Origin of the sequence: Pandoraea terrae (assembly GCF_902459695.1) — a bacterium.
Lineage (GTDB): Bacteria > Pseudomonadota > Gammaproteobacteria > Burkholderiales > Burkholderiaceae > Pandoraea > Pandoraea terrae.
This window is the reverse complement of sequence record NZ_CABPRZ010000003.1, coordinates 55,330-73,339: the sequence shown is the minus strand read 5'-3', so window position 1 is coordinate 73,339 and position 18,010 is coordinate 55,330. Positions and strand designations below refer to the sequence as shown.

Here is an 18,010-nt window from a genome sequence, read left to right as displayed (position 1 = left end):
CCCTACCCGCTGGCCGCTGGCCGCTGGCCGCTTCAGGGATCCCGGTAGCGACGGGATTCCCCCAGCGCCTGCGGCCGCCTCGCAAGTCTTGCACCCACTCACTGAATCGATCGAGGAGTCCATCATGAACAAGCTTACTGCCGGCATTCTGCTCGGTTGCCTGACGTTCGCCCCCGCATTCGCGGTCCAGGCCGCAGCCAACGCGCCGGGCGTTGAAGAGGTCACCAGCCAGGAACCCGTTGCGAACGCCGAAGCCGTGCAGGACGAGACGAATCAAGCAACCATGGCCAGCGACCCGGTGAAAGAAGATGCGATGAGCAACACGCAGGAAGACGAAAAAAGCAACGACGCGAAGGAGTAGTCGTTCCGTTGAAAAATCTGCGCCTCAGCGACGGCCGGCGCCGGCCGGAAGTCTCGCGAGGCGCAGCGCTGTATGGTTGTTGCCGGAAGTCGCGCGTCCTACAGCTCGCCGTAGCTGTGCAGCCCCGACAAGAACATGTTCACGCCCAGAAATGCGAAGGTTGTGACGAGCAGGCCGATCAGCGCCCACCAGGCCGCTGCGGCGCCGCCTGGCCCTCTCATCCGGCGCAAATGAAGCCACGCCGCGTAGTTCAGCCACACGATCAGCGCCCAGGTTTCCTTCGGATCCCAACTCCAATAGCCACCCCACGCTTCGGCCGCCCATAGCGCGCCCAGAATTGTCGCTATGGTGAAAAATGCAAAGCCGACCGCAATCGACTTGTGCATGACGTCGTCAAGCAATTCGAACGACGGCAGGCGATCGACGAACACGCCGTGCCGTTTCAGCAAGTAGGCTACCGACACCATCGCCGACAACGAGAAGCTGGCGTAGCCGATGAAGTTCGCCGGCACATGGATCTTCATCCACCAGCTTTGCAGCGCCGGCACAAGCGGCTGGATTTCGTGCGCGCCCCGCGTGAGCGAGTACCACACCATGAAGGCGACCGCGGCGCAGATCACCGGCAATACAAACGCGCCGAGCGCGCGCGTCCGGTAATGTCCCTCGTAATACAGGTAGAACAGGGAGGTGATCAGGCAAAACAGCACGAACACTTCATACAGATTCGAAATGGGAATATGGGCGACGTCGCTGCCGATCAAATAGGACTCATGCCAGCGCATCATCAAGCCGACGAAGCCCGCCAGCACGGCCGCCCAGGTCAACTTCGAGCCGATCGCACCGCCCGCAGGAGAGCGCGCCAGCATGCCGATCCAATAGAAAACGGTGGCGACGACGAACAGCGTGCTCATCCATAAGATCGCCGACTGGCTCGCCAGCAGATACTTCAGGAAGAACGCCGATTCGGCCCGCGCCAGGTCACCGCGATACAGCGCGATGCCCGCCAACGACAACGCTGCAATGCCAAGCAACAGCGATCGCGCCGGTTTCCAGCGCCAACCCAACACGACCAGCGCCGGTGAGGCGGCCGCCAGGACGCCTTCGTCGTAGACATCCATGGTCGCGTGATAACGCAAGAACGCGAAACCGGCGCCCATCGCGAGCAACAGGGCGAACAGCCAGTCGAACGGCCCCAAGGCTGACGCGGCAGTCATTTCGCCGTGCTGTTGGGTCGCATGCGCATGCCGGCGCGCGCCGGGTCCGGGAAGTGATGGATTCGGTTTCATGTCGATCGATATATGGCGAAGTAGCCATATCCTGTTCTGGCGTCGCGGCACTTCGCACGACTCCCATTACCCATGCACGAACCGTACCCGACGCTGAAAACCCAGACGCAGCGCGGCGCGACTTGCGACGGCACGGGTGACGAAGCCCGCGGTTATCCGAAACGTTTCATCCTCGAAACCGCGCAACGCTGCTGCGGGACCAGGCTGTGCAGGTCAGGAAAATCATCGCGATCATCAAGAGACGACAGGCGCGCAAACCCCACCGCTTCGGTAGGGCGATACCCCATGTCGAGCTTCCAGGCTCACTCGCATAATTCAATTGCGGAGAAGCTCAAGATGAACCTATGTGAATCCTCGCCGTTGCCCAGAATCGCCTTTCTCACCGCGTTGATCGTAGTGGGACTGGCGTTTTCGTGTCTCGCAAACGCGCAAATCTATGGCGCTGTCGGTACCAATGGTGTGGTCGTATTGAGCAACGATCCGAGCGACCCGACCCTGCACGTGATCGTCGCCGGCCCCGAACCTGGGGCGCATGGTTCGGAAGAATCCTCTGCGGCCAATGCGACGGCAGTCGTCGATACGTCCAAATTCTCCGGCATCATTGCCGAAGCCAGCCGCAATTCGCAGGTGCCGGAGGAGTTGTTAAGGGCAGTGATTGCGGTCGAATCAAAATTCAACCCCAAAGCGGTGTCAAAAAAAGGCGCGCGTGGCCTCATGCAGTTGATGCCGCAGACTGCCAAGCGCTTTTCGGCCGGCGACATGTTCGATCCCCGAGCCAACGTGCTGGCCGGCGCCCAATACTTGCGCTTCCTTCTGGATACGTTCAAGGGCGATATCGAATTGGCGGTTGCGGCGTACAACGCGGGCGAGAACGCGGTAATGCGTGCAGGCAATCGAATCCCCGCGTTCTCGGAAACAAAGTTGTACGTACTGACGGTCATGTCGCACTACCGCCGGCTTCGAGGCGAACGTCAGAGTTAGTCCGCTGAAAGACATCCGCGCGACACAACGCGTGTATCGCCGCGAGCCCGGGATCTTGTAACCACCATTCGTTCCGACTATGCAGTCACGGTCTTGCCGATCGGCTGAGGCGCGCTTGCCGGCATGCCGGCCTGGTCGAGTCCGAGATCGGCGGCATCCGCCTGTTCCGCCGAGGACAATTCATCCGCCCGAAAGCCGGTGCGATTGAGCAGCATCAGCGTGCAGGCCAGCGACAACGCCGCGTACAGGGCCGACGAGATTGCTACGCCAACGATGCTGCCGGTCGCATTCAGCACCCACTGTGCGAAGACCGGCGTGCCGCCGCCCACCACCAGCGAACACAACTGGTACGCCAGCGACAAACCGGTGTAGCGAATCCGCGTCGGAAACACACGCGCCAGGATGCCGCCAATGGCCCCATAGAACATCGAATGCGGAATCGTCGCCAGGCACATGCCCGCCAGGGCCATCCAGTACACCTTGCTCTGGATGGCGAAGAACATCACCGGCATCAGCAGAAATTCGGGCAGCACCATCAGGCAGATCGCGCGGCGCATGTCCATGCGCGACACCAGCAGCGCGCCCAGCGGCTGCGTCAGGAACTGCACGACCAGTGCAATGGCAATGATGCCGAGGAAGGTGCCCTGCGAATAACCCAGTTCCTTGGTCGCCCACGACAACGCGAAGTTGCTCTTCAGGTACGTCACATGAATGAGCGGCAGCGTGCCGGCACCCAGCAGGACAAGGCCCCAATGATCGCGCAGCACCTCCCTCAGCGGCAACTTGACGGTCTTCTTCTGCTGCAGGACGCGCTTCATGTCGTCTGATTCTTCCAATCTCAGGCGCATCACCAGACCCACGATCACGAGCACGGCCGACAGGAGGAACGGAATGCGCCAACCCCACAGGATGAAGTCCGGTGTCGGCAGCACGCTCAGGAAGAAGAACACGACGGTGGCCAGCAGGTTGCCCGTGGGCGAGCCCTGCTGCGCAAAAGCGGAATAGAGGATGCTCTTGCGCTTGGGCACGCTCTCGCTGGCGATGAGCACCGCGCCGCCCCACTCCCCGCCGACCGCCACGCCCTGCAAGACACGCAGGATCACCAGCCCGGCCGGCGCCCACACCCCGATCTGCGTATAGCTCGGCAGCAAGCCGATGCCCATGGTGGCCAGACCCATCATGATCAGTGTGATGATGAGCGTGGTCTTGCGACCGATCTTGTCACCCAGGTGGCCAAAGATGATGCCGCCGATCGGGCGCGCCGCAAAACCGGCCCACAACGTTACGAACGACAGCAGCGTGGCGATACCCGGGTCCAGCGTCTTGGCAAAGAACACCTTGCCGAAAACCAGCGCGGCGGCCAGGCCGTAGATGTAGAAGTCGTACCACTCAATGGTCGTGCCGATGAAGGCGGCGGCCGCGGCGCGGCGCGGTTGGCGGTCCGCTGGCTGCGGATCGGATTGGCGATGCATGGTTGCTCTCCTAATGGGACTGCAGGGCGCGGCCTCTGCGGGCCGTCGCCGGGGGGTGTGCGCCGGTGCGCGCGTTTCAGCCTTTCAATACGCCAGCTTCAAACAGGCGTTGACGAGTCGCCGGGTCGATGCCGAGCGTTGCGAGCACCGCATCCGTATCCGCGCCGAGCGCGGGCGGGGCCGTCCGGTACGTGGCCGGCGTGCGCGACAGCTTGATCGGCGAACCGGTACCGCGATAGCCGTCGATATGCACGACCATCTGCCGATGCAATGTGTGCGGATGTGCGGCGACCACGTCGACCGTCTGCACCGGCCCGCACGGCACGCCCGCATGAATCAGGTCGTGTGCGAGCCGCTCGCAATCGAACCGGGCCAGTTGCGCCTCCAGCGCTCGCTTGAGTTCCGGCCGATGCGCGCAACGGCTGCGGTTGTCGGCAAAGCGCGGATCGTCGGGCAGTTCCGGCGCGCCTATGTGCGTGCACAGCCTGGCGAACTGGCGGTCGTTGCCGACGGCCAGGAAGATCGGCGCAGTGCCGGTCTGGTAGCTGTCGTACGGGGCAATGTTCGGATGGGCGTTGCCGCTACGCTGCGGCACCTTGCCGGAGCCGAAGTAGTTGGGCAGGTGCGGATGCAGCAGCGATACGCCGCAGTCATACAGCGCAATGTCGATCGACTGGCCACGCCCGCTCTTCTCGCGCTCGGCCAGCGCCAAAAGGATGCCGGACAACGCGTTGAGCCCGGTCACCATGTCGACGATCGGCAGGCCGATACGCATCGGGCCGCCGTCGCGCTCACCGTTGACGCTCATCAGGCCGGCCATGGCCTGGATGGCGGCGTCGTAGCCGGGCAACCCGCCCAACGGGCCGTCCGGGCCAAAGCCGGAGACAGCGCAGTGGATCAGGCGCGGACAGCGCGGATGCAGATCCCGCTCGAAATCCATCCCCCAGCGGGCCAGCGTGCCTGGTTTGAAGTTCTCGACCAGCACATCGGCGCCTTCAAGCAGTTGCCACAGAATGGCACGACCGTCTTCGCTCGACAGGTCGACCGAGATGCCCAGCTTGTTGCGGTTGACACCGTTGAAGTACCACGCCGTATCGCCGTCGAACGGCGGGCCCCAGGTGCGGGTTTCGTCGCCGCTGGGCGGTTCCAGCTTGATGACTTGGGCGCCATGATCGGCCAGCGCCTGGGTGCAGTACGGGCCGCCAAGGACACGGCTCAGGTCGACGACCTTGAGCCCTTGCAGTGCCCCGCTCATTGCGAGCCCCCTGCTGGCAGCACTTGCAGCGCCAGCGCAAGCGAGACTTCCCGGCCCTTGACCAGCGCCTCGAGCAGCGGGGCATCGTCTTGCTCCGGCGACACCGCCAGCGGATCGGCCGGCAGCAGCTTGTGACGCAGCACCAGGTGGCTGAACGCCAACCGGCGGAAGTCGGGCGCAAGCCGCATCGCTTCGGATGCCATGAAGACGGCGGTGGTGATGTGGTATAGCGCGGAGCCGACCTGACGCACCCGCTCGTCGTCGCCATCGGCGGCCACCCTGGCCATGACGCTGCAGGCGCGGTCGAGCGTGGTACGCAGCGCGGCATCGCTTTGCGCCGGCAGCCGCGCCGCGTCGAGCAGGCTCAGCAGATAGTCCCGCAGCGGTTCGAGCGCATCCTCGCGCTTGACCGCACGCGCGATATCCAGCGCAACGATATTGCTCGTGCCCTCCCAGATCGAACCAAGGTGTGCGTCGCGCACCAGGCGGGCGTCGCTCCATTCCTCGATGTAGCCGGTGCCGCCGCGAACTTCCATCGCATCGCCGGTGACGCGCCGGGCGTCACGGCAGGCACGAAACTTGATCAGCGGCGTGAGGATGCGTACGCACTTGGCAGCCTGTGCATCGCCGGCATCGGCACGCGCGAGCAGCAGCGCGATCTGCATGAACATCGAGCGTGCCTGCTCGGTCGGCAACAGCATCTTCAGCAACTGGCGCTGCATGAGCGGCATGTCGATCAGTTTGCGGCCGAAGGCTTCGCGGTTGCGCGCGATGTGCAGCGCCTCGGTCGTCGCGCGACGCATCAGGCCGGCCGCACGCACGCCGTTCGACAGCCGCGACATGTTGATCATGTCGGCCATCTGGTGAAATCCGCGTCCCACCTCGCCGATCAGGTAAGCGCTTGCGCCTTCCAGCACGATCTCGCCGCTGGCCATCGAGCGGCTGCCAAGCTTGTCCTTCAGGCGGATGATGCGGTAGTGGTTGCGCGAGCCATCCGGCAGCGTCTTCGGCAGCAGGAACAGGGCCAGGCCGTTGATGCCCGACGGTGCGCCGTCCGGGCGGGCCAGCACCATCGCCAAGTCGGCGTCGGCGTTTGAGCAGAACCACTTGTCGCCATGGAGGCGCCACGTTTTCGTGCCATCGGGCGCGGTTTCGAGCGCGGCGCGCGTGGCGACCCGGGCGACGTCGGAACCGGCGGCCTGCTCGGTCATGAACATCGCGCCCTGGTATAGCGCATCAAAATCGCGCGAGGCAAGCATCGGCAGGTAGCGCTCCACCACGGACGCATCACCGAACTTGCGCAGCGTGCGGGTGAGCGAATCGGTCATGCTGACCGGGCAGCACAGACCAAACTCCGCCTGCACAAACAGATACGTCAACGCGTACTTGACCAGCGGTGGCGGCGCGTCGGGGACATGGCTCATCGAGGCCAAGCCGAGCTCGGCATAGGCCACGCGCTCGAGCGCGACGTAGTCGGGGTGCTTGTCGATGCTCTGCAGCGGCTCGCCGCGACGCGTGCGGTGGCGCAACCGGGGCGGGTTGTGGTCGGCGCTGAGCGCCCAGGCATCGAGTTCGTCGGAGGCGCGCTGGCCTAGCAAGTCGAGCTGGGGTTCCAGCGCCTGGTACACATTCTCGCCCAGATAAAGCCGCAACAGGCGGGCGAGATCCGGGTCGACGCTGAAGAAATTGATGCCCCGGCTGTCGGGGATGTTCAGATGGCCGCCAGGCGGCTCGTGGACGATGTCGTTCATGCGGGCGTGTCTCGCTTGTCTCCTCGGTTTGTGAAGCATAGAAACGGCAACGATTAACGTCCAATACATGATTTGTCCTGTACGATAAGAATTAATTATTGATAACGGGAGCGGCCGTGGACCTCAAGCAATTGCGCTATTTCGTTGCTGTCGCGGAAGAATTGCACTTCGGGCGGGCGGCCAAGCGGCTGTTCATCTCGCAGCCGGCGCTCAGCTTCGACATCCGCAAATTCGAGGAGCAGCTCGGCGTGCAGCTGCTGTCGCGCACCAACAAGATGGTCGCGCTGACCAACGCCGGGCAGGTGTTGCTGCACGAAGCGCACAAGTTGCTGCAGCAGGCCAGCGAGGTGGAACGGTTGACGCAACGCTCCGCGCATGGGCTGGCGGGCCGGCTGCGCATCGGTTTCGTCAATTCGATGCTGTATCGCGGGCTGCCAAGCGCCGCCAAGCGCTTCGAGGCCGACCACCCTGCTGTCGAGATCATCCTGACGGAGATGAACACCAGCGAGCAGGTCCAGGCTGTCCAGCGTATGCAGATCGACCTGGGCTGTGCCTATTGGGGCAATTTCCCGGCCGAGGTCGTGTCCGCCCCGATGTTTTCCGAGCCCTTCCTGTGCTGCCTGCCCGTTGGACATCCCTTTGCCCGCAACAAGTCCGTCGACTTGGGCGCACTCGCGCAGGAACCGTTCATCCTGTTCCCGCGCACGGTGTCGCCGCATTATCACGATCTGATTACTGCATTGTGCGTGGACGCCGGCTTCAGCCCTGTGATCCGCCACGAGGCCCGGCTATGGCAGACGGTGGTGACAATGGTCGGGTTCGGGATGGGCGTGGCGCTGGTGCCGAAGACGCTTGAGCAGGCCGGCGATGCGCGCGTGCGCTTTGTGCCGCTGGCGCGCAATGAGAAGGCATCGCCAGTGTTGTCGCTACGACGTGCGGGGGCTGCGGAGCCAGCGACAGAACGGTTCCTGGAGTATTTGCATGAGGCAGTGCGCGAGAGTGCACCGGGGTAGGCATGCCGGCGACGTCCCCGTGCCCGCATATTCATGACGGCGTCATGACAAAAATCGCCCGGGATGCCTGAAAACAAATGTTTTCACGAGCGTCATAGCCATTTTGAAATCAATTTCGGAACCCGATAGCCCGCCGCGTATGAGCGGCCGCTCGCCACGCTTCGAGTGCGCCCTCCAAACAACGAATTGACATCCTTTTTACCCTCAGTTCCACGCATCACCGGCGCACGCCGCTCGCTACGATGGTCATTATCGACGAGCTCCCCTTCCATGCAAGTGTCCCGCCTACGTCGATGCCGTGGTTGTCGTATTCATGAACCAGAAGCAGATGCCGTTAAGCCGCAAGGAAAGTGACACAAGCCGCTTTCCGTTGAGATGTTCCCCACGGCCGGCCAACCGGTCACTTTAATGATGGAGGTCCTCATGCTGCAATTCATCAAGTCCCTGTCGCGCGACGAGCGCGGCGTCAGCGCACTCGAATACGCGGTGCTCGCAGGTATTGTCGTTGTCGCAGTGGCCGCGGCCGGTGTCGTTTTCAGCCCTGCGCTATCCGGCCTGTTTACCCAACTGACGACCAAGATCTCGGGCATTATCTAATCGATGATCTTTGGCGACACGTGCCGCACGGGGTTCGGAGCGTTTCCGTAACGTGACCCTGTTGCGGCGGTGGTAGTGCGCTTGGATGAGGATCACATGCTCTACGCGGTGAAGTTGGCGACCTGCTTTGCGTTGGCCTTCCTGGCGGTGCATGACGTCCGCTTCCGCCGCTTGCCGACGCGTGCGGTGCTTCTCGTGGCCGGGCTGTATTTTGTGGGCGCACCGTTCGCGCAAGCGAGTGTGGCGTCATTGGCAAGCCATCTCGGCGCGGCCGCTATGGCGTTCGCAATAGCGGCCGTGCTGTTCCATTTTGGTTGGCTGGGCGGCGGCGACGCAAAACTCGCAGCCGCGGTTTTCCTTTGGGCAGGGCCGCCCCTCGCCTGGCCCGTTTTGTTCATTGTGTCGTCATGCGGACTTGTGCTCGGCCTTGCCATGCTGGCCATCCGCGTGCGCTATCGGGATCCGTCCGCGCAACTTCCCGGCATGTTGGCGCTGTTTGCTCCGGCGCGCGGCGTACCGTATGGCGTGGCGCTCGCACTCGGCGGGATGGCGGCTGTCTGGCCGCTCGCGCTACGTCCCCTATTGATTGTCTAACCGAGTACGGTCGCGACCATGTCCAGCCTATTGAGAATTGCAGGGCTTCTGATCGTCGCCGCCATCGGTGCCTTCGTATTGAGAACACTCTACGTCGCCGCGTCCCGCCCCGCGTCATCCGCGCCGCCGGCGATGGATCACGTGCGTGCGGCCGCGGCCGACTTGCCGCAAGGGCTGCTGTTGCGCGACAGCGATCTTGCCTGGCGCGACTTCCCGCACGGGCAGGTCCCGCCGGGCGCGCTGGTGCAGTCGCAGGACGGCGGCGCCGACCTGAAAGGCGCGGTGCTGCGCACGTCGGTCAGCGCGGGCAAACCGCTCGGCCTGGCCGACGTGATCCAGCCCGACGCGCCCGGCTTTCTTGCGGCGGCCCTGAAGCCCGGCATGCGCGCGACCTCTGTGGCGATCGACGACGTCTCGGGCAATGCCGGCCTGATCCAACCGGGCGATTATGTCGATCTCCTGCTGACGCAACAGTTGGACGGCACTCCCGGCAGGCCCGCGCCGACCGACCACTCGGTCGCGGCCGAAACGGTGGTCAGCCGGGTGCGCGTGCTGGCCGTCGGCTCAGCCTTCCTGCGCCCGAAGGCAGACGCGGAAACCAAGGAGCAACCCAAGGATGCCCACCAGCGGGCCCGCACCGTCACCTTCGAGGTCACGCCACACACGGCGCAGGTGATCGCGGTGGCGACCCATCTCGGTTCCTTGTCGCTGGCGTTGCGCAGCTTCGCGACGAGCGATCGCCAACAACCGGCCGCCGGCGACGAGATGGAGCCGCAAACACCGCCGGTGTGGGCAAGCGACGTCTCGCGCGCGGTGCGCACCTCCTCGCATGGGCCGGCGGCGGCTGGCGGCGCCGCTCGCGCGCCGGCGCCGAAGGTCATCGTCTACCGGGGCTCGAAGGTGGGCGACGGAACCAATACGCCGGCGCCGCCGGCAGGCGCTGCGGCCACGCCCGGCTCACCGCCACCCACGCCCGCGGGGCAGCCGCAAGTGGCCGCCAACCCGGCAACGCAACGCTGATGTCCGGGATGTCCCGGGTGCTGACAGGGATCTGAATATGTGGCGCATGGCGTCTTCGATGGTTCGCTCACGGTGGCTCTGGGCCGTTGTGCTCGGCGTGGTGCTCGCGCAGGGCGCACATGCCCAAGGCGCGGGTCCAATGCTAACCGTCGCCATCGGCGCAGGCGAGATGCTGCGTTTGCCTGAACCGGCCGTGGCCGTGTTCGTCGCGGACCCCGAGGTTGCCGACGTCCACGTGCCGACGCCGCAGACGGTGTTCGTGCTGGGCAAGAAAGCCGGCACCACGACCGTGTTCGCACTGGGCGCGAACAACCGCACGATCCTGCGCCAGACGATCGTGGTCAGCGTCGATACGCAATCTCTGCAGCGCCTGCTGGATGCGCGCTTCCCGCAATTCCGGCTGACGGTGAGCAGCGCGCCTGGTTCGCTGATGGTGGCGGGCGTCGTGCCAAGCGCCGCCGACGCGGACGCCGTGATCCAGTCGCTCACACCCTACCTGCGTAACAAGGAAGCGCTGGTCAACCGCATGACACTGTCTCGGCCGATTCAGGTCAATCTGCGCGTGCGCGTCACGGAAGTCGATCGCAACATCACGCAGCAGCTCGGCATCAACTGGAGCTCCCTGGGGGCCTCCGGCAATTTCATCGGCGGACTCTTCAACGGACGCACGGCGTTGAACGCCACCAACTCCCTGAGCGGTGCGCTCGTGGGTGCGGCCGCCGCGAACGCCGCGACGACCGCCGCGTCTTCCTCGACCTCGCAAGCCTTCTCCATCCTCGGTGGATTTCACACCTCGCACTGGGGCATCGACGGCGTGCTCGATGCCCTCGACCAGGAAGGGCTGCTCACCATGCTCGCCGAACCGAACCTGACGGCGATGTCCGGCGAGACCGCCAGCTTCCTCGCCGGCGGCGAGATCCCGATTCCCGTCGCGCAGGACAAGTCCGGCTCGATCACGATCGCGTTCAAGCCGTTCGGCGTGTCGCTCGATTTCACGCCGACGGTGCTCGCCGACAACCGAATCAGCCTCAAGGTCCGACCCGAGGTCAGCGAAATCGATGCGGCCAACAGTGTCACGACCGGCAGCATCAAGATCCCGGCGCTCACGGTGCGCCGCGTCGAGACGACGGTCGAGCTGTCCAGCGGGCAAAGCTTCGCGATCGGCGGATTGCTGCAGAGCAAGACCAGCGACGTGCTGCAAGAACTGCCCGGCCTGGGCAAGCTGCCGGTGCTCGGCGCGCTGTTTTCATCGAAGAACTATCTGAACAACAAGTCCGAAATCGTGGTCATCGTCACACCGTACATCGTCCAGCCAACCGATCCCGGGCGGCTGGGTCAGGCGATCGACAGTGTCACGCGGCCGAGCAGCGATATCGAATATGTCCTGCAACGAAGCCTGGGGCTCGACCCCTTGTCGGGTGACACGCCGCGCCTGGTGGGCGCTGCCGGCTTCGTCTACTGATTCCTGGAGGCCCGCGATGCCCTTGCGACCGATTGCCATCGCCCTGCTGCCACTCGCGCTCGCCGGCTGCATGTCGCCGCGCCCGCCGCTCAGCCTGCCCGACGCCTCGGTCATCGGTTTCGATGGCCAGCACGCCGTGCCGCCCGACTGCGCCAAGATGGTACAGCCGTCGCACCTGGTCGATGCGGGGGCCAGATACCCCGGCGTAACCTTTGGCTGCGCGACCTACAGCAACCTTGCCGCCATGCTCGCGCGCCCGGCCGACCTGGTCGCACCCAAGCCCTACGCCGGCGCCGACGCGGCGACGGCCGCGGCAGCGGTGCGTCGCTTCGCTGAAGATCGAATCAAGCCACTCAATTCCACCTCGACCTCGGCGGCCACGAGCGCCGGGGCCACGCCCTGAGCGGGACAATCGATATGAGCGCGTTGGAATTCCTCCGCCCCAAACGCAGCGCGGCCGTAGAGAACCCCGAGTTCCTCGCCGTGGTGTCCGACAAGGGCAGCGAAGACGTGGTGCAAAGCCTGGTGAACGACCAGGCGGTCGCCAACGCGCACGTGCAAGTCGGCACGCTCGACGACACCATCCGGCTACTGCAGGGGAGCGCGCAGCCGCCGCGCCAGTTGATCGTCGACGTGTCGGGCTCGTCCATGCCGCTGTCGGATCTGGCGCGCCTGGCCGAGGTGTGCGTGCCGTCGGTCTCGGTGGTGGTGGTCGGCGATCGCAACGACGTCGGGCTGTTTCGGGAACTGCTCAAGGTTGGGGTCCAGGACTACCTCGTCAAGCCCTTGACAATCGAGCTGCTGCAGCGGGCGCTGTCGGCGAACGATCCCGCCACCCAGGTGCGCACCGGCAAAGTCATCGGCGTGGTCGGCGCGCGTGGCGGGGTGGGCGTCACCACCGTTGCTGTTTCGCTGGCGCGCCACCTGGCCGAGCACGCGCAACGGCGGGTCGCCTATGTCGACTTGAATCCCCACGGCGGCGCCGGCAACTCGCTGCTCGCGCTCACGAGCAACAATGGCCTGACCGAGCTGCTGCAGCGTGGGCGCGCGGTCGATGCGCCGACCGTAGAGCGCGCGCTGGTGGCCCACAGCAAACGGCTTTCCGTGCTGTCGTCCGAACTCGCCTATGGCAGCGACTTTGCCCCGCAGCCGGGCGCTGTGCGCGACCTGATCAACACGCTCAAGCGCAATTTCCACTACGTGTTGCTCGATCTGCCGGGCCGTGCCGGACGTATGGCCGAAGACGCGCTCGAAGTCTCGGAACTGCTCTACATCGTTGCCGACCACTCGGTGTACTCGGCGCGCGAATGCACGCGTCTGATCCGCTTCGCCGAGGAGTTCGCCGAAGCGCCGATCGTCACGCTCCTGCTCAACACGCCGTTGGAGCCGGTGCCCGGCCGGGTCCAGACAGCGGACTTCAAGCGCGCGCTCGGACACTTCGCCCTGCACGAGTTGCCGTATGACCCGAAAACCCTGGCGAAGGCGGAAAACCTGGGCGAAGCCGTCGTGGATCGCAAGCCGGGCGGCTTTGCCAGCGCCATCGAGCGGCTCGCGCACACCGTCACCGGGCGCGAGTCGCCCACCGCCGCCACGCCGTGGTACGCGCGCCTGAAACTGCCCGGGAGGAAGCCATGATGTTTGGCCTGAAGAGCGTCGCGGCCGTGCCTGCCGCGCCCGCGGGCGGCAACCCGGAACCGGCCGTGGCCGCAGTGCCTGCGAGGCCGGCGGCGGCCCCGCCGGCCGACCGCCACGAAGCCCTGATTCGTTCGGAAACCTTCAAAACCATCCGTGCGACGGTGTTCGCGTCGATGAACATGTCGGCTGCGCTGATGAAGACCCGCGAGCAGGTGCGCGCCGGCATCGAGGAAATCGCTGCCGAGACGGCGCTGCGCGAGCGGCTCGACGTTACCCCAGCCGAACAGACACTGATCGTCGACGAGATTCTCAACGATATGTTCGGGGTCGGCCCGATAGAGCCGCTGCTGGCCGACGAATCGGTCACCGACATCCTGGTCAATGGACCGGACCAGGTCTACGCCGAGCGGCACGGCCGGCTCGAACTCACGTCGCTGAAGTTCCGAGACAACACGCACGTCATCAACGTCGCCCAGCGTATCGCGGCCGCGGTCGGCCGGCGCGTCGATGAATCGAGCCCGATGGTCGATGCGCGCCTGGCCGACGGCAGCCGCGTCAACGTGGTCCTGCCGCCGATCGCGATCCGCGGCGCGTCGATTTCGATCCGCAAGTTCTCCAAGCGCAATATCACGCTGGGGCGCATGGCGCAGCAGGGCAACCTTTCGCCGGGCATGGTCGCCGCGCTGAAGGTCGCCAGCGCGTGCCGGCTCAACATCGTGATCTCCGGCGGCACCGGCTCGGGCAAGACGACACTGCTCAACGCGTTGTCCCACTATATCGACGAGCACGAGCGGATCGTCACGATCGAAGACGCCGCGGAGCTGCAGTTGCAGCAGCCGCACGTGGTCAGCCTGGAAACCCGGCCCGAGAACACCGAGGGGCTGGGCGGGGTCTCGCAACGCGATCTGGTGCGCAACGCGCTGCGGATGCGGCCCGACCGGATCATTCTCGGCGAAACGCGCGGCCCGGAAGCGTTCGACGTCCTCCAGGCCATGAATACCGGCCACGACGGCTCGATGACCACGGTCCACGCCAACACTCCGCGCGACGCTATCACTCGTCTGGAAAGCATGGTCATGATGGCCAACGGCAATCTGCCGCTGCTGTCGATCCGGCGCCAGATCGCCAGCGCCGTGCACCTGATCCTGCAGGTCGAGCGCATGCGCGACGGCGTGCGCCGCGTGACGCGCATCACCGAGGTTGCCGGCATGGAAGGCGACGTCATCATTACGCAGGATCTGTTCGCATTCCGTTACGACGCCAGCGCTTTCCAGGAGGACGTCAAAGGAACGTTCGAGTCGTCGTCGATGCGGCCGGTGTTCGCGACGCGCGCGGCCTACTACGGGCTCGAAGACGCGCTCGTCGAGGCGATGCGGCCATGACGCCGGCCGATATCGTCGCCGTCGCCGCGTTCTTCTCGATCGTGGTGGCCGGCATGCTGCTTTCGACTTTGCGCGATGTCGCGCGGCGCCGGCCGGGGCCACGTATTCAGGAGCGCATGCAACATATCCGGCAGTTGCGCATCGTCAACCAGCGGGTCGCGACGCCCGTGGAAAATGTCGAACTGTTCAGCCGTCCAAAGAACTACGGCACGCTTACGGCCTGGTTTGCGGAGCGCGTGCAACGCGTCAAAACGGTGAGCGGCACGGGCGGGCTGCGCCTGATCGGCCTGGGCGCATTCGCCGCCGCCGCCATCGCCGCCATCGTGGTCGCGTTCGCCCCGACGCCTGGCTGGAGCCGGCCGCTGATCCTGATCGGCGCGCCCGTGCTCGTCGTGCGCATGTCCTATCGCTTCCTGATCGAGCAGTTTCGCGCGCGCTTCCTGGCGGTGTTCCCGGATACGCTCGACCTGATTATTCGCGCGGTTCGCGCCGGCATCCCGGTGGTGCAGGCAATCAGCATCGCCGGCCAGGAGACGCAGGAGCCGGTACGCTCGACCTTTCGTACCATGGGCGACAGCCTGCTGCTCGGCGCGGACTTGAAAGACGTGCTCGACCGCGCCACGGAGGAGCTCCAGATTGCCGATTTCTCTTTTTTCTCGGTTTGCCTGATGCTGCAGCGCGAGACCGGCGGCAGCCTTGGCGAAACCCTGGAGAACCTGTCCGGCATCATCCGTACGCGACGCGATATCCGGATCAAAACCCGGGCGCTCACCGCCGAGGGCCGCATTGCCAGCAAGTTCATCTCGGCCGTGCCCTTCGCCATCACCGGACTGCTGTTTCTCGTGAACCGACCGTATATTGAACTGCTGTTCAATACGCGCGCAGGCCACAAAATGCTGACGCTGGCCGCCGTGCTGCTCGTGATCGGGCTCGCGATGATTCGAAAAATCTCGAATCTGGATACCTCGCGATGAACTTCCTCGTCACCGATACCGCCCGCGACCTCGCGCTGTTGCTGATGTTGATCGCCGGCATGGTCCTGGCGCTCAAACGCCCCGTCGGCTGGCGCCGCCGGATCGCCCAGCGTGCCCGTTACGCGGCCGCACGCGGGGCCGCGGCACACCGGTCCGAGGCGGGCCTGCAGCCGCGACAGCTCAAGCAGGGACTGGCACACCGCTTCGCGATGCTCGGCGAGCGGGTGCCCTTCATCAACGCGATGCAACGCATCAAGCTCGCCGAACAATTGGTGCGCGCGGGCTTCCGCGATCGCCGGGCCGTCTCGGTAATGATCGGCTTCAAGTTGTTCACGGGCGGGCTGCTGGCACTCGCAGCGATCGCGGTCGGCCCGCACGTGCCGCGCTTGGGCGAGTATTTCGTATTTCGGGCGCTGATGATGGGCGGCGCCCTCATCAGCGGCATGATCGTGCCCGAGTACCTGCTCGGCTATCGAATCGAGCGGCGCCAGAAAATGATCACCTCGTGCTTGCCGGACGCGCTCGACCTGCTGATCATCTGCACCAATGCCGGCAATAGCCTGGTGGTCGGCGTGGGGCGCGTGGCACGCGAATTGCGGGCGATTTGCCCGCCACTGGCCGACGAATTTTCGGTCACCGCCGACGAAATGCAGGTCGGCGGAGACACCTCAGCCGCCTTGCGCAACCTTGCCAACCGGATCGGCCTGACGTCGGTGCGCTCGCTCGTCTCGACCCTGATCCAGTCGCAACAGTACGGCACGCCGATCACCCAGTCGCTGCGGGTGCTGTCGCGCACCGAGCGCTCGGCGCAAATGATGGCGCTGGAAGAAAAGGCGGCGAAGCTCGCCACCAAGATGACGCTGCCGATGATGCTGTTCATTCTGCCAACCGTCGGCTTGATCGCGGCCGGCCCCGCCATAATTCGCCTTGTCGTACTCTTCCGCCAATGAAAACGCTCCCCGCTTTCCTTCGCTCGATGGCCACGGCGCTTGCGCTGACGGCCGGTCTGCTCGGCGGCTGCGCGAGTGGCGGCGGCTTCGATGTGCGGCCGCTGTCCTCGCAGCAAAGTACCGGTAACACGACCGACCTGCGGCTCGCCGAAAGTGCGCTTTCCTCCGGCAACACTGAACTGGCAGGCACCCTGTTCGAGCGGGCGCTGACGGCGAGCCCGAAGTCGATCGAGGCGCAGATCGGCCTTGGCGACACCCTGTACCAGGCCGGAGACCTTGAACGCGCCCGCGTGCTCTATACGCAGGCGGCAAGGCAGGCGCCGGCGCAGCCGGGTCCGCAACTCGGCTTGGCGCGCGTGGCGCTGCGGCAGCGCCGCCTCGATGACGCCGTCGGTCTGTATCGCGTGCTGCTCGACAGTCAACCCGAGAACACGCTGGCCGCAGAGGGCTTGGGCACGGCACTCGACCTGCAGGGCCACCATACGCAAGCGCAGGCGGTCTATCGCCGCGCGCTGCAGGCGCATCCGGAGGTGCAGGGGCTGCGCGTGGATCTCGGGCTGTCGCTCATTCTGAGCAACAAACCGCGCGAGGGCGCGAACGTCCTGCTCGATATCACGGGACTGTCCAGTGCGCCGCTTCAGGCCCGCCAGAATCTGGCGCTGGCCTACGGCCTGCTCGGCAACGCGGACGCGGCGAAGAAAATTCTGCTGGCCGACCTGCCGGCGTCGTCCGTCGATGACAATCTGCGCTTCTACGAGCGCGTGCGCGCCAAGCTTGCCGCGCGTACCGTGGACGGCGGCGACACGCCGACCGGCGCGGGCGCGGCGCAAGCCCGGCCGGGGGCGGCGCAATGAAGCGGCACGCGCGCACGCGCCAGCAGCGCGGCGTCGTCGCGCTCGAATTCGTGCTTGTGCTGCCGTTCCTGATGACGGTGTTGTTCGGCATCATCGATGTGAGCCTGCTGTTGTGCGACAAGGCGGTGATCACCAACGCCAGCCGCGAAGCGGCACGCGCCGGCGTGGTGTTGCGTGTTCCGCCGCTGACGACGGCGCAGATCACCAGCGTCGCGGTGAGCTACACGCAGAAGAACCTTGTCACCGGCGGCACCGCGACCACGCCGACCGTTACCGTCAGCGCGCCGAGCGGCGCATCGTCGGGCAACCCCTTGACGGTGACGGTGAGCTACACGTACCAGGGCCTCGTGCTGGGCTCCGTCGTCAGCGCGCTGACGGGGCCGCTCACGCTGACCGCAAGCACGTCGATGGCCTACGAATGAG

At 65.3% G+C, this 18,010-nt stretch carries 18 protein-coding genes; 14 read left to right on the top strand and 4 right to left on the bottom strand.

Annotated elements, in window-relative coordinates:
* The first annotated feature begins 124 nt into the window (after window positions 1-124).
* Entirely contained in the window at window positions 125-361 is a 237-nt protein-coding gene (locus tag PTE30175_RS04240; RefSeq protein WP_150695821.1) for a hypothetical protein, read from the top strand.
* A 98-nt stretch (window positions 362-459) separates the two neighbouring features.
* Here PTE30175_RS04240 and ccsB read toward each other — a convergent pair whose 3' ends face one another.
* Window positions 460-1,575, bottom strand: a complete 1,116-nt coding sequence (gene ccsB, locus PTE30175_RS04235) for a c-type cytochrome biogenesis protein CcsB (RefSeq protein ID WP_420819603.1) — start codon at window positions 1,573-1,575, stop codon at window positions 460-462.
* Between the two features lie 408 nt (window positions 1,576-1,983).
* Between ccsB and PTE30175_RS04230 the strand changes: the two genes are divergently transcribed.
* Window positions 1,984-2,628, top strand: a complete 645-nt coding sequence (locus PTE30175_RS04230) for a lytic transglycosylase domain-containing protein (protein ID WP_150695819.1) — start codon at window positions 1,984-1,986, stop codon at window positions 2,626-2,628.
* A gap of 77 nt (window positions 2,629-2,705) precedes the next feature.
* Here PTE30175_RS04230 and PTE30175_RS04225 read toward each other — a convergent pair whose 3' ends face one another.
* From PTE30175_RS04225 to PTE30175_RS04215, 3 genes are all read right to left on the bottom strand, one after another.
* Window positions 2,706-4,100 carry an MFS transporter gene (locus tag PTE30175_RS04225; RefSeq protein ID WP_150695818.1) on the bottom strand — a complete coding sequence of 465 codons (1,395 nt, stop codon included), beginning with the start codon at window positions 4,098-4,100 and terminating at the stop codon, window positions 2,706-2,708.
* A 76-nt stretch (window positions 4,101-4,176) separates the two neighbouring features.
* Window positions 4,177-5,355: a CaiB/BaiF CoA transferase family protein gene (locus tag PTE30175_RS04220; RefSeq protein ID WP_150695817.1), complete on the bottom strand. Its 1,179-nt coding sequence runs from the start codon at window positions 5,353-5,355 to the stop codon at window positions 4,177-4,179.
* Window positions 5,352-7,106: an acyl-CoA dehydrogenase family protein gene (locus PTE30175_RS04215; protein WP_150695816.1), complete on the bottom strand. Its 1,755-nt coding sequence runs from the start codon at window positions 7,104-7,106 to the stop codon at window positions 5,352-5,354. The genes PTE30175_RS04220 and PTE30175_RS04215 overlap by 4 nt, the downstream gene beginning before the upstream one ends.
* 116 nt (window positions 7,107-7,222) lie before the next feature.
* Here PTE30175_RS04215 and PTE30175_RS04210 point away from each other — a divergent pair, with 116 nt between their 5' ends.
* From PTE30175_RS04210 to PTE30175_RS04155, 12 genes are all read left to right on the top strand, one after another.
* The gene (locus PTE30175_RS04210; RefSeq protein WP_150695815.1) at window positions 7,223-8,119 is read left to right on the top strand and encodes a LysR family transcriptional regulator; all 897 of its coding nucleotides are present in this window, start codon (window positions 7,223-7,225) and stop codon (window positions 8,117-8,119) included.
* Between the two features lie 423 nt (window positions 8,120-8,542).
* The gene (locus PTE30175_RS04205) at window positions 8,543-8,716 is read left to right on the top strand and encodes a Flp family type IVb pilin (RefSeq protein WP_150695814.1); all 174 of its coding nucleotides are present in this window, start codon (window positions 8,543-8,545) and stop codon (window positions 8,714-8,716) included.
* A gap of 96 nt (window positions 8,717-8,812) precedes the next feature.
* Window positions 8,813-9,310 (top strand): A24 family peptidase, encoded by a 498-nt coding sequence (locus tag PTE30175_RS04200; RefSeq protein ID WP_150695813.1) that lies wholly within the window; start codon window positions 8,813-8,815, stop codon window positions 9,308-9,310.
* 18 nt (window positions 9,311-9,328) lie between these two features.
* Complete coding sequence (cpaB, locus tag PTE30175_RS04195) at window positions 9,329-10,330, top strand: Flp pilus assembly protein CpaB (RefSeq protein ID WP_150695812.1); 1,002 nt, start codon at window positions 9,329-9,331, stop codon at window positions 10,328-10,330.
* Window positions 10,331-10,367: 37 nt separating this feature from the next.
* Complete coding sequence (locus tag PTE30175_RS04190; protein ID WP_191628827.1) at window positions 10,368-11,792, top strand: type II and III secretion system protein family protein; 1,425 nt, start codon at window positions 10,368-10,370, stop codon at window positions 11,790-11,792.
* Between the two features lie 16 nt (window positions 11,793-11,808).
* The gene (locus PTE30175_RS04185) at window positions 11,809-12,195 is read left to right on the top strand and encodes a CpaD family pilus assembly lipoprotein (RefSeq protein WP_150695810.1); all 387 of its coding nucleotides are present in this window, start codon (window positions 11,809-11,811) and stop codon (window positions 12,193-12,195) included.
* A 14-nt stretch (window positions 12,196-12,209) separates the two neighbouring features.
* Window positions 12,210-13,427: a CpaE/TadZ family protein gene (locus tag PTE30175_RS04180; protein WP_150695809.1), complete on the top strand. Its 1,218-nt coding sequence runs from the start codon at window positions 12,210-12,212 to the stop codon at window positions 13,425-13,427.
* Entirely contained in the window at window positions 13,427-14,809 is a 1,383-nt protein-coding gene (locus PTE30175_RS04175; protein WP_150695808.1) for a TadA family conjugal transfer-associated ATPase, read from the top strand. Before PTE30175_RS04180 ends, PTE30175_RS04175 begins: the two co-directional genes overlap by 1 nt.
* Window positions 14,806-15,783 carry a type II secretion system F family protein gene (locus PTE30175_RS04170; RefSeq protein ID WP_150695807.1) on the top strand — a complete coding sequence of 326 codons (978 nt, stop codon included), beginning with the start codon at window positions 14,806-14,808 and terminating at the stop codon, window positions 15,781-15,783. Before PTE30175_RS04175 ends, PTE30175_RS04170 begins: the two co-directional genes overlap by 4 nt.
* Window positions 15,780-16,733: a type II secretion system F family protein gene (locus PTE30175_RS04165; protein WP_150695806.1), complete on the top strand. Its 954-nt coding sequence runs from the start codon at window positions 15,780-15,782 to the stop codon at window positions 16,731-16,733. Before PTE30175_RS04170 ends, PTE30175_RS04165 begins: the two co-directional genes overlap by 4 nt.
* Entirely contained in the window at window positions 16,730-17,587 is an 858-nt protein-coding gene (locus PTE30175_RS04160) for a tetratricopeptide repeat protein (protein ID WP_150695805.1), read from the top strand. Before PTE30175_RS04165 ends, PTE30175_RS04160 begins: the two co-directional genes overlap by 4 nt.
* Window positions 17,584-18,009, top strand: coding sequence for a TadE/TadG family type IV pilus assembly protein (locus PTE30175_RS04155; RefSeq protein WP_150695804.1), 426 nt, complete (start codon window positions 17,584-17,586; stop codon window positions 18,007-18,009). The genes PTE30175_RS04160 and PTE30175_RS04155 overlap by 4 nt, the downstream gene beginning before the upstream one ends.
* The last annotated feature ends 1 nt before the right edge of the window (window position 18,010 follow it).